The sequence below is a fragment of the Thalassospira sp. genome (assembly GCF_048059015.1).
Taxonomy (GTDB): domain Bacteria; phylum Pseudomonadota; class Alphaproteobacteria; order Rhodospirillales; family Thalassospiraceae; genus Thalassospira.
Genome location: NZ_JBLLNT010000018.1, coordinates 19,729 through 31,784, shown reverse-complemented (window position 1 = coordinate 31,784; position 12,056 = coordinate 19,729). Strand labels below are relative to the sequence as shown.

The following is a 12,056-nucleotide window of genomic DNA, read 5'->3' as shown; positions in this document are numbered from 1 at the left end:
TTAGCCCTGATCATTGAGTTCATCTTCGGATAAGTCGGCGTCATCATCGGCACCAGCAACACGTGCCTGCAGATCGCGCAGGATATAAAGGCGCAGCGCACTTGAAAGATTGCCTTCGCGTTCTGAGTCAATTTCGACAACCAATTCTGCCAGCGTGATGTCGCGACGCTGAGCAATTCCGACCAGTTCTTCCCAGAACGCATCCTCAAGCGAGAAGCTGGTTCTGTGACCGGCGATTGTCACTGATCTTTTACGAACGGCGTCTTCCATCGGCGTTTATATCTTTTCACGAATGGCAAAAGCGGCCATGATTTCAAATGCTTTCCGTCATGATAGGGCATCGACATGAAATTCATACATCTTTCCGACCTTCATATTCTTGCCCGTAATGACATGTCGCGAAAGCCCGATGCGGCCGCCACCCTGCGCAAGGTCATCGGCGAGGTAAATACGCTTCACAGTGATGCGGAAATCTGCGTCATCACGGGGGACATCACCCATCGCGGCACACCAGAACAATATGAACAAGCCATCGACATCCTGTCCGAGCTTGCCATTCCTTATCTGATCATTCCGGGCAATCATGATGTGCGCGAAGCCTTCAAGGATGCCTTCCCGACCACGGGCGTTGATGCCAACGGGTTTGTTAATTTCGGTCAAACCTTTGGCGGCGTGCGGTTTGTCATGATGGATAGTATCGTTCCGGATCATCATCACGGAACGCTGTGCGAACAACGCCTTGGCTGGTTGCGCGATGAGCTTGCCACCCATCGCGATTTACCGACTTTCCTGTTCATGCATCATCCGCCGATGGAGATGGGCCTGCCGTTTATGGACACCATCCGCCTTGATACCGGTGATGAACTGGCCGAGATCATCCGTGCCAACCCACAAATCAAACATCTGTTCTTTGGCCATCTACATCGTCCGGCCACTGGCACCTGGAAAGGTATCCCGTTTGTTTTGGGCAACAGCACCCAGTGTGGTGAGCCGCTTGATTTCCGTCACGAGAAAGAAGAAGAACTCGAAGATCGCAATCCGCTTGGCCCGGGCTATGGCATTGCCTTCGCCGATGCCGAGGGTGGCCTTCGCTATCACTTCGATTTTGTGAAGTTCGATTTCTAGTGCCGATCAGGCAACCTTGCTTGCCTGATCCCATTCCGCCTGAACGGTTGGATCGCTCTCCAAAGCTGCCCGTGTGTCTTTGAGGCTGGCAAACGCCGTATCGCTCATCAGCTGTGACAAAGCCCAAACAGCAGACGCACGGACCAGCGCGTTTTCATCTTCAAGCAGGCCTTCAATGCGGGCAATCAGATTTGATGCACCACTATTGCCAGCCGCAATTAGCACATTGCGCAGAAACTTTGCCCGACCAATCCGCTTGATCGGCGATCCGGTGAAGAAGGCACGAAATGCTTCGTCATCCAGTTCAAGAAAATCGGCCAGCCGTGGTGCGGTCAGTTCCGCACGCGGGATAAAGGCCAACTCTTCGGTTCGGCTGGCAAATTTGTTCCAAGGGCAAGCCGCAAGGCAATCATCACAGCCATAAATGCGGTTGCCCATCGCCTTGCGAAATTCATGCGGGATTACCCCGTCATGCTCGATCGTCAGATAGGAAATGCATTTACGTGCATCAAGTTTGTAGGGGGTCGGAAAGGCATCCGTCGGACAGGCCGACAGACATTTGGAACATGATCCACAATGATCAACTTCCGGCGTGGCTTCGTCAAAAGCAATGGTGGTAAACACCTCGCCCAGAAACAGCCAACTGCCAAATTCACGTGACACCAGATTGGTGTGCTTGCCCTGCCAACCAATCCCGGATGCCTGCCCCAACGGCTTTTCCAAAACCGGGGCGGTATCGACAAAAACTTTGACCTGCTCGGTTCCACCTGATTGCTCGACCAGCCAGCGGGCCAGTTGCTTCAGGCGTTTTTTGATCAGGTCGTGGTAATCCTTGTTCTTGGCATAGACCGAAATCATCGCCCGGTCGGGATGATCAAGCAGTGCCATCGGATTTTCCGCCGGGCCATAATTGCTACCCAGAACAATGACCGATTTGACGTCAGGCCACAGCATTTCCGGATCACGACGGCGCGGCAAGCGTTCCGGATCATTCATCCAGGCCATCGAGCCATATTCGCCACCAGCAACAAACTCATCGAGACGCTTCTGATTGCGCGCATCAATTTTTGGCCGCGCCACACCACAAACATCAAAGCCGATTTCACGGGCTTTGGCCTGAAGCATATCGAAGTTGATGGTCGCGCGCGTCTTGGTCGTCATGGCATTGATTGGGCTTGTCTTGTTTGGGCCTCTCTCTGCTGCCTTATATAATCATCTGCCAAAAACGCAAAAGGCCGCAGTACGAAGCTGCGGCCTTTGGTCTGAATAATCCTTGGGATCAGAACCGATAGCGAACCGTTGCCAAGATCGAACGTTCTTCGCCGTAGTAACAGTTATCCGAAGACGACGTGATCAAGCAGGATGCGACATATTCCTCATCCAGCAAGTTGTTCACATTCACACGAAGATCGGTGTTTTCAAGACCGACATTGGCCATGTCATAGTTCAGCGACAGATCAAAGATGGTGTAATCGGGCACCGTAATCGTGTTGGTTTCATTGGCAGCCATTTCACCGACAAACCGCGCACCAGCCCCGATCGACAGACCGTTCAACACACCGGAATAGAACGAATAATTGCCCCAAAGGGATGCCATATGTTCAGGCACCTGCATCGGCTGTTTGCCATCTTTGGTGTCACCCGGTGCGTCATAGGCAGCGTCCGTGTAGGTGTAAGACGCGATCACACTGAGATTTTCGTTAAGGTTGGCCCGCGCCTCAAGCTCAAGCCCCTGACTTTCGATCTTACCGACCGGATCATAGGCGTTGGCTGAAGAGTCATAGACGGCGACATTATCCTGTTCGAGATAGAATGCCGCCGCACTCAGAAGAAGGTTACCGTTTTCAGGCTGGTATTTTACGCCCGCCTCATATTGCGTTCCCTCCGACGGTTCGATCGGATTGCCAGCAGCGTCGGAATAGAGGCTTGGATTGAAGGATTCAGAATAGCTGACATAGGGCGCGACACCATTATCAAACAGATAAAGTACCCCTGCCCGCTTGGTAAGCTTCTGGCGGTCTTCCCCAGTATCTTTCTGTGTCAGGCGGTCATGCTTGGTGGTTTCGACCCAGTCCTGACGCAAGCCTACGGAAAAGCGCCATTTGTCGTATTCAAACTGATCTTCAAGATAAAGACCGGCTTGCTCAAGCGTCTGGACTTTGCTGTTCGTCGGCGCACCAAGGGTTACGCCGGGGCTTACATAAACCGGATCAAAAGCGTTGATGTCCGATGCACTTCTAAACTGCCAGGCATTCTCAACCCGGCGATGCTGATAGTCAAAGCCACCCAGCACAGTGTGATCAATATCTGCTGTCGTAAATTTGGCCTGAAGCTGGTTATCGACCGCGTAAGCACGCAAGTCTTCATCACCACCGCCATAGGTGCGGTTCAGGTTGTCGGACGATCCCTCCCATCCGGTCTGATAGATCTGATCGATATGAACCGAAGCATCAAGGAAACGGAAGTTCTGCCGCGCGGTCAGATTGTCATCAAAATCATGTTCGAACTGATAGCCGAACATGTTCTGGGTTCTCTCATACGCTTCAAGCGATGGGTCACCATCAAAGAACCCGGTCGAGATATATTTGCCATTACGCGGGAACAATGTGCCCTCAGATGGCAGGCCGTTATGGGTGCCACCTTCGGGGTCTTTTTGCAGATATGCCATCAGTGTGATGCGCGTATCATCCGTGAAGTTCGCCGTCAGCGAAGGTGCAATCGCATAACGTTCTTCCTCGGTACCGGTATATTGGGTGTCTGCGGCGTCCGCCTTACCTGTCACGCGAAAGGCGAGTTTTCCGGCATCATCCAAAGGACCGGTAAGATCAAAACCGATACCGCGCTGATTGCGGTTGCCATAGGAAACCTCAATCTCGCCCTGCTGTTCAAATTGTGGCTTCTTGCTGGAAAGGGCGACGATACCCCCCGGTGAACTACGTCCATACAGAACAGAAGCCGGGCCTTTGACAACGTCGGCACGTTCAACAAAATACGGGTCAATCTGCATCGAGCTATAGGTTGAATCATCGCCCATGGTTTTCAGGCCATCGAGATAGATATTGTCGATCGACCGATCAACCAGACCACGCAAAATGACATAATCATAACGATTAGAAGCACCGACTTGCCCGGTGAATGCGCCGGGCGTATAGCGCACCGCCTGCATGACTGTCTGCGATCCCTGATCTTCCATCTGATCCTTGGTGACGACCGAGATGCTTTGTGATGTCTCAAGGATTGGCGTGCCGGTTTTGGTCGCCGCCAGTGATTGGGTCGCGATATATCCGGCAACCGGGCCATCTGGATGCTCTGTTACGGCATTGGCTTCGACCCGAACCGGATCCAGAACGTTTTCGCCACTTGCCGCGATCTTTTCGATGGTGACGGTTCCGTCATCGGTAAAGCGCCAGGTAAATCCAGAACCGCTCAGAAGCGTTGAAAGCGCTGCATCAACCGACATTTCCCCTTGAAGTGCCGGTGCCTGCAAATCACCAAGACCATCAGACGGGAACAGAAGCTTCAAATCCGCCTGATCAGCAAAGCTGGTCAATGCACGATCCAGTCCCTGTGCCGGGATATCAAGACGCACCATGGTGGATTGGGCGATTTCAATGCTTTTTGGCGCTAGGTCCGCAGCGTTTGCTTGCCACGGGCTAAAGGCTGCAAACCCTGAAATCAAAGTGGTCGCGACAAGGCGCTTCATCCAGACGTTTCGCGTATCCCCCGCATATGATCCAGTGTTGCGGATCAAAGTCTTTTGCACCGACAAATTCATTGCATTCATCATAAGGCCTTCTGGTTTATCTTCCCCTTGTTGCGAATGAAGTTAAGAACCAAAATCATTCTCTTTTGATCTTATGACGATCTGACCCAACGGGATTTGCACCAGCATTTTCATTTTTTTGAAATTTATGTCGTCGCGGGCGGAATTATAACGGCGGCTATCTAAGCTCAGACGCTCAGTAGATGACCGTCAGCAACGGCAATCTGACGACCTTGGCCGTTGTTGTTTGCGCAAGAGAGCTCAGCAAAGCATCAAGCTCGGATGTTTCAAAAACGCCTGTGATCTTAAGGTCACGCAACTCATCACGCGCAATTATGATGCGCTCGGACTTATAGCGCTGAACTTCTTTGATCACATCGGCAAGTGCCCGGCTGTTAAAGATCAGCTTGCCACGTTGCCAACTACCATAGGCCGCAAGGTCCGCATCGTTATTTAAGCTTGGCGCATAACCTGCTCGGTACGATCCCTGCTCGCCCGCGGTCAGGCGGATTGAGTTGCCAGTGCCTGTGCCGACTTCAACGATACCTTCCTGAACCGTGACTTTGACCTGATCATCGTCGATACGGACGCCATAGCTCGTTCCAACTGCCATGGCCTCACCACCGGCGGCTTCAACGATAAAGGGATGCTCGGGATCTTTGGCGACGTCAAAGATGACCTCGCCGGTCGCAAGTTCGATACGCCTGACACCGCCCGAATAATCAATCGAAAAGGCCGATGCAGTGTTGAGATGCGCAATCGTGCCATCGGGCAAGGAAACCGTTTCAAACGCGCCCACCGCGGTTGCGTAATCTGCCTGCCACCGCGCCCATGGGTCGCTGTTGCCGATTGCACCAACGGTGACAAGTGCCAGCACAGCACACAGGCTTGCTGCGAGATAGGTGATGCGGCGCCCCACGAGCTTAACCGGATGTGCAGAAGTCAGCTTGCGGCGGCGGAAACGATGCGTATTTGGTGTTGGTTTCGATACCTCTGGCACGCCTGACCATTCACGTGCGTTTGATGTTTCATCCACCCCGAAAAACAGGGCTTCGGCATCGTTTGCAGCTTTGGCGTGGGCATCGCTTAGGGTTCGCCACTGTGCAAACGCCGCACGGTCATGATCAGAAGCATCGTCAGATTGCAGGTGCACGAGCCAGTCGATCGCCTGATCACTTAACGTGATCATGGCATCGTCATAGCCCTGCAGCACAGGCTGCTTATGCACCGCATTTTGCGACGTCAAAGCTTTTGCCCCCAATCCTGATCCAAGGTCGCTCCCGACAAACAACCGTCCCTATTACTTAGACGAGTGAGAGACGCAAATACTGCCAAATTTTTTGACATTATTTTTCGCCCCCCGCCAACAATGCGTCACGGCAATGTTTGAGCGCGCGGCCAATATATTTGGCCACCATGCTGTTTGAAACACCGAGTTTTTCCGCGATCTCGTTATGTGAAAGCCCCTCAACCCGAAACATCAGCAGTGCCGCACCGGCATTTGCCGGCAATTCGTTCAGCGCCTGATCCAGAAGCGTGATCTGTTCGCGCGATAAAAAGATATTCTCCGGGCCGGGCTTTGGATCACTAATGTTAGCAACGCCAGTGTCACCCATATCGTTATCCTGATGGGCATTTTGACGGCGATCACTTCTGATCTGATCAATCGCAAGGTTCCCGGCAACCCGGTAGATATAAGCGCGCGGATTATCGATTTGATCATCACTATCTGGCGTCTTGGCAAGGCGCAGATATGTATCCTGCACCACATCAGCAGCACGATCAGAATCACCATTCAGCTTTCGGGTCAAAAACCGCAAAAGCTGTTCATAGTTTTCCTGAAAGCTCGCAATGAGGACTGCTGCGCTTTGACGCGCCATCGCCAATTCCAACCTGGCCAATCACAGATAAGTGGCAAGTACCCTTGCCAAGTCCATCCATTAGCAGGAACACTATTAAATAACAATGCGAATAATTATCAATAACTTTGCGTATAGCTTCAACGCCAGCTGAACTAAACGAAAAAGGGCCATCCTGAAATTCAAGATGACCCTTTCAAATGACTTGGCTGATCTGACCTAACCGCGACCGCGATAAGGGGCTACGCCCTGTTCCGGGATCCAGACACCATCCGGTGCCGGGCCGGTTTGATAAAACACGTCAATCGGGATGCCGCCGCGCGGATACCAATAACCACCAATGCGCAGCCATTTCGGATCAAGCGTTTCAACAATGCGTTTGCCGACCTTGATCGTGCAATCTTCATGGAATGAACCATGGTTGCGGAACGAGGTCAGGAAAAGCTTGAGCGACTTGCTTTCCACAAGCCAGTCACCGGGCACATAATCAATCACCAGATGGGCGAAATCGGGCTGACCGGTAATCGGGCACAGGGATGTGAATTCCGGTGCGACGAAACGCACACAGTAATCGGTTCCGGCCTGCGGGTTAGCAACGCGTTCAAGAACGGCTTCATCTGGGGATGCAGGCTGTACAGTGTCACCACCAAGCATGGTGAGATTGTCGTAAATCGTCTGATCGGCCATGACAGCCTCCTTAATCTTCGATAATCGGCACGGGATCAATATCCCCGCCTTCCTGACCAGCATGGAAATCGCGTGCAAACGCCTCCATCCGGCCTTCGGCAATGGCTTCACGCATGCCGCGCATCAGGTCCTGATAATAGGCAAGGTTATGCCAGGTCAGCAGAACCGCGCCGAGTATTTCCCCAGCCTTGATCAAGTGATGCAAATAGGCACGCGAATATTTGGTGCAAGCCGGGCAACCGCACTGCTCATCAAGCGGACGATCATCATCACGATGACGACCGTTCTTAAGGTTCAGTGTCCCGCGATGGGTAAAGGCCTGTGCGTTACGTCCCGAACGGGTCGGAAGAACACAGTCAAACTGATCAATCCCGCGCATAACCGCACCGACAAGATCAGACGGCTTACCAACGCCCATCAAATAGCGCGGCTTGTTGCTTGGCAGCATATCAACGCAGAAATCAAGCGTATCAAACATGATCTGCTGGCCTTCACCAACTGCAAGACCACCAACCGAATGGCCCGGAAGATCAAGTTCCGCCAGCTTTTCAGAACTTTCACGACGCAGGGCTTCAAAAACGCTGCCCTGCTGAATGCCATACAGCGCATAACCTTCGCGTTCGACAAACGCATCCTTGGAACGCTTTGCCCAGCGCATGGACATGCGCATGCTGTCGGCTGCCTGCTTTTCCGTTGCCGGGAACGGGGTGCATTCATCAAATGCCATGGTGATGGTCGAACCCAGCAGATGCTGGATTTCCATTGAACGTTCCGGCGTCAAATTGAACTTGCGGCCATCGATATGGCTTTTGAAGGTCACACCTTCTTCGGTGATTTTGCGAAGCTTCGCCAGTGACATGACCTGATACCCGCCGCTATCGGTCAGGATCGGCTTGTCCCAGTTCATGAATTTATGCAGGCCACCAAGGCGCGCGATACGTTCTGCCCCCGGACGCAGCATCAAATGATACGTATTGCCCAGAAGGATTTGCGCACCCGTGTCCGCAACGTTTTCGGGCAACATGCCCTTGACCGTTGCTGCGGTTCCCACCGGCATAAAGGTCGGCGTATCAATCACGCCGTGGGCGGTGTGAATGCGCCCCAGACGGGCCTTGCCATCCTGGGCAAGCAATTCATAGCGAAATTCGGTCATTTCTTATTATGTCCGTGCATCAATTTTGTTGGCGCATTCAAGCAGACTGCAATCGCCATAAGAATAGAAACGGTATTCGTTTTCGATCGCGTGCATATAGGCCGCCTTCATCCGGTCAAACCCGGCAAAGGCCGACACCAGCATAAACAGGGTCGAACGCGGCAGATGGAAGTTGGTCAGAAGCATATCCACTGCGCGGAATTTATAGCCCGGCGTGATAAAGATGTCGGTCTCCGCCTCGAAAGGTTCAACCACACCATCTTCACGTGCCGCACTTTCAAGAAGGCGCAACGACGTCGTCCCGACCGCAACAACACGCCCGCCATTCGCACGCGTTTCGTTAATCAGATCCGCAATTTCCTTGCTGATCGATCCCCATTCGGCGTGCATCTTGTGGTCTTCGGTATCATCCACCTTAACCGGCAGGAACGTGCCCGCACCGACATGAAGGGTGATGGTCCGGCGGTTAATGCCGCGCGCATCAAGATTGGCCAAAAGGTCGGGCGTAAAATGCAGACCCGCAGTCGGGGCTGCTACTGCACCATCTTTTTGCGCAAAGATGGTCTGATAATCGGATTTGTCCTGATCGTCGCCACCTGTTTCACGACGGATATAGGGCGGCAGCGGCATCACACCATATGCTTCAAGCGCTGCAATCAGGTCTGCTCCCGATTTATTGAAGCGCAAAGTCACTTCGCCGCCATCCTTCTTATCTAGGACTTCGGCTTCGAATTCTTCGTTCACAATGAAGGTTTCGCCAATGCGAAGCTTCTTGGCCGGTTTGGCGAAGGCAACCCAGGTACCAAGACCTTCTTGCTTGTGCAGGGTGACTTCGACCTTGGCCTCGCCACGTTTGCCAAACAGGCGCGCCGGGATAACGCGCGTGTCATTGGAAATCAGCAAATCACCAGGACGCAGGATATCTGGCAGCTCGCGCACGATACGGTCTTGCGTCTTTGAACCAGACAGATCAAGCATACGCGCCGCATCACGCGGGGATGCAGGATGCTCGGCAATGCGTTCACGCGGCAATTCGAAATCGAACAGATCGACTTTCATGGATCGGGGCTATTCTCGGTCAATTGAAAACAAACGAAGGGGCGTTTTATGCGCCCCTTCGCCATAAATCACAAGCAGGCACGCGGTATATCAGCCCTGTGCAGGCGCCGTATTCATCCGCGGCGTAATTACTGCCATCAGAAGGCGGAACGGTGCCAGACAGGTCAGCGCCATGATCACCTTGGCAGTGAAGTCACCAAGCGCCCAGGTATCCCAAGGAAGACCGGTACCAACAAACGCGATCGAGAAGAACAAAGCCGTATCAACAGCCGACCCGATACCCGATGATACCAGCGGTGCTTTCCACCAGGTAGCCTGACGCAATTTGTCAAAGATGGTGACATCAAGCATCTGCGCGATCAGGAAGGCCGTGCCAGAGGCAATGGCAATGCGCGTGTCAGCAAAGATCAGCGACAACACAACAGCCAGTGCGAAGCCCGCCAACACCACAACGCGTGCAGCATTCGCACCGCGTGCACGGTTGGTCAGATCCGTCACAAGAAATGCCACCGGATAGGTGAAGGCACCATAAGTCAGCCAATCTGCAAGCACCCCCGGAAGCGGGTATTCGACCAGAATGTTCGATGCAACAACGGTCGCTGCCATTGCCAGAATGCCGAAAATGATCGCTTTCATCTTCTCGTCCTTCAAAAAGGGGAACCCACGCATAACAAATCTCGCGGCCCACCTTAACTGGGCGACGATCAAGACCGGGTTCTGTTCAGCTTTGGAGGGGGTGTTTACGCCCACCCCAACCGCGGGTCAAGGAAAAACGGCGGCCAGGGAACCCTGACCGCCGCTGCAGATCGCTGCAAGTCGTCCCGGGGAAATTGGGACGTCCGTGCCGCGAAACTTGTCGAACTTCAGATCACAGCATGATGCCGCGAATGGTGAAGAACAGCAATGCACCAAGGAAGGCACCCGCCGGAACCGTCACCACCCAAGCGGTCGCAATCGTGAACGCATAGCGACGACGCACCAGAAGGCGCTTGCGCAGTTTACGTTCAGCACGCTCGGCTTCGTTCGGATCGATCTGACGCAGAGCTTCGATATGCTCATCTGCCTGCGCATTATCGGAACCTTCAACCAGCATCGGCGGTGCGACCTGACGGCGACGATGCGACAGGCTTTCACGCAGGAAGCCAACACCAAACACCGCACCGACCGCAATGTGGGTCGAGCTCACCGGAAGGCCAAGCGCAGATGCGACAATAACGGTCAGCGCCGCAGACAAGGCCACGGTGTAAGCACGGATCGGATCAAGCTTGGTGATTTTCGATCCGACTGTTTTGATCAGTTTCGGACCAAACAGGATCAGACCAGCCGAAATACCAATCGCACCAATGACCATCACCCAAAGCGGGATCGGCGCAGAGGTCACAATTTCACCACTGCCGATACCCGATACGATCGCAGCCAGCGGACCAATTGCGTTGGCAACATCGTTCGAGCCATGGGCAAAGGAAAGAAGGGCTGCTGACACCACAAGCGGGATGCGGAACAGGGATGCGATTTCCTTGCGGCGACCGGTCATGTTCGCAGAGGCGCGAATAACAGCCTGACGCACCGGAATGACGGTGAGGAAGAATGCAGCGACACCAATCGCGATGATCACAGGGGTGTCAGCTTTCCAGATTTTCTTCACACCTTTCATCATCAGATACATCGAAAACGCGGAAACCATCACCCCAACAAGGATCGGAACCCATTTGCGTGCAGCCGATACGCGGTCTTCGGTATAGATGATGCGGAATTTGATAAAGGCCAGGAAGCCAGCAGCGATCAAGCCACCCAGTACCGGGGAAATAACCCAGCTTGCAGCGATCTTGGACATGGTCGGCCAGTTAACCGCGCCAAAGCCGACAGCAGCCATGCCAGCGCCCATAACCCCACCAACGATGGAGTGCGTGGTTGAAACCGGTGCGCCCAGCCAGGTCGCAAGGTTCAGCCAAAGGGCCGCAGCAAGAAGGGCTGCCATCATCGCCCAGACAAAGGTCTGGGTATCAGGCATCTGCGAAGGATCAATGATCCCGTTCTTGATGGTTCCGACAACGTCACCGCCGGCGATGATTGCACCAGCCGCTTCAAAAACCGCAGCAATCACAAGCGCACCAACAAGGGTCAGCGCCTTGGAACCGACTGCCGGGCCAACGTTGTTCGCAACATCGTTGGCGCCAATGTTCAGCGCCATGTAACCGCCGATCACTGCAGCAGCGATCAGGAAGCCACTTTGCGGCAAGCCACCCAAGTGGAAGGCAACAAACGCGCTACAGGCAAGCAGGAAAACAATGGCCAGACCAATCTTTGCGCTGATCGAACCGGTCTCACCGAGACCTGCATCCATGCGCTTCTGCCACTTGAGATCCTTATCCAGAGCAGTTTTCTTTACCGACATAATCAACCGTTACCA

General features: G+C 53.6%; 11 protein-coding genes. 1 reads left to right on the top strand and 10 read right to left on the bottom strand.

What is annotated here, in order from left to right; all coding sequences use genetic code 11:
- The gene (locus tag ACMZ66_RS20195; protein ID WP_416940056.1) at positions 1 to 270 is read right to left on the bottom strand and encodes a ribbon-helix-helix domain-containing protein; all 270 of its coding nucleotides are present in this window, start codon (positions 268 to 270) and stop codon (positions 1 to 3) included.
- 75 nt (positions 271 to 345) lie between these two features.
- On the opposite strand from ACMZ66_RS20195, the gene ACMZ66_RS20190 reads away from it, so the two are divergent.
- Positions 346 to 1,125: a phosphodiesterase gene (locus tag ACMZ66_RS20190; protein ID WP_416940055.1), complete on the top strand. Its 780-nt coding sequence runs from the start codon at positions 346 to 348 to the stop codon at positions 1,123 to 1,125.
- Between the two features lie 6 nt (positions 1,126 to 1,131).
- Here ACMZ66_RS20190 and queG read toward each other — a convergent pair whose 3' ends face one another.
- The 9 genes from queG to ACMZ66_RS20145 form a co-directional block, all read right to left on the bottom strand.
- Positions 1,132 to 2,286: a tRNA epoxyqueuosine(34) reductase QueG gene (gene queG / locus ACMZ66_RS20185; RefSeq protein ID WP_416940053.1), complete on the bottom strand. Its 1,155-nt coding sequence runs from the start codon at positions 2,284 to 2,286 to the stop codon at positions 1,132 to 1,134.
- 118 nt (positions 2,287 to 2,404) lie between these two features.
- Entirely contained in the window at positions 2,405 to 4,828 is a 2,424-nt protein-coding gene (locus ACMZ66_RS20180; RefSeq protein ID WP_416940051.1) for a TonB-dependent siderophore receptor, read from the bottom strand.
- A 256-nt stretch (positions 4,829 to 5,084) separates the two neighbouring features.
- Positions 5,085 to 6,134 (bottom strand): FecR family protein, encoded by a 1,050-nt coding sequence (locus ACMZ66_RS20175; RefSeq protein ID WP_416940048.1) that lies wholly within the window; start codon positions 6,132 to 6,134, stop codon positions 5,085 to 5,087.
- Positions 6,135 to 6,234: 100 nt separating this feature from the next.
- The gene (locus tag ACMZ66_RS20170; RefSeq protein ID WP_416940046.1) at positions 6,235 to 6,768 is read right to left on the bottom strand and encodes an RNA polymerase sigma factor; all 534 of its coding nucleotides are present in this window, start codon (positions 6,766 to 6,768) and stop codon (positions 6,235 to 6,237) included.
- Positions 6,769 to 6,966: 198 nt separating this feature from the next.
- A complete protein-coding gene (gene queF, locus ACMZ66_RS20165) occupies positions 6,967 to 7,434 on the bottom strand; it encodes a preQ(1) synthase (RefSeq protein ID WP_416940044.1) in 468 nt (155 codons plus the stop codon).
- 10 nt (positions 7,435 to 7,444) lie between these two features.
- The gene (gene tgt / locus ACMZ66_RS20160) at positions 7,445 to 8,587 is read right to left on the bottom strand and encodes a tRNA guanosine(34) transglycosylase Tgt (RefSeq protein ID WP_416940042.1); all 1,143 of its coding nucleotides are present in this window, start codon (positions 8,585 to 8,587) and stop codon (positions 7,445 to 7,447) included.
- Between the two features lie 6 nt (positions 8,588 to 8,593).
- The gene (queA, locus tag ACMZ66_RS20155) at positions 8,594 to 9,646 is read right to left on the bottom strand and encodes a tRNA preQ1(34) S-adenosylmethionine ribosyltransferase-isomerase QueA (RefSeq protein WP_416940040.1); all 1,053 of its coding nucleotides are present in this window, start codon (positions 9,644 to 9,646) and stop codon (positions 8,594 to 8,596) included.
- 90 nt (positions 9,647 to 9,736) lie between these two features.
- On the bottom strand, positions 9,737 to 10,282 hold the full coding sequence (locus tag ACMZ66_RS20150) for a VUT family protein (protein ID WP_416940038.1): 546 nt from the start codon (positions 10,280 to 10,282) through the stop codon (positions 9,737 to 9,739).
- A 232-nt stretch (positions 10,283 to 10,514) separates the two neighbouring features.
- Positions 10,515 to 12,041 carry an inorganic phosphate transporter gene (locus ACMZ66_RS20145; protein WP_416940036.1) on the bottom strand — a complete coding sequence of 509 codons (1,527 nt, stop codon included), beginning with the start codon at positions 12,039 to 12,041 and terminating at the stop codon, positions 10,515 to 10,517.
- Between the last annotated feature and the right edge of the window lie 15 nt (positions 12,042 to 12,056).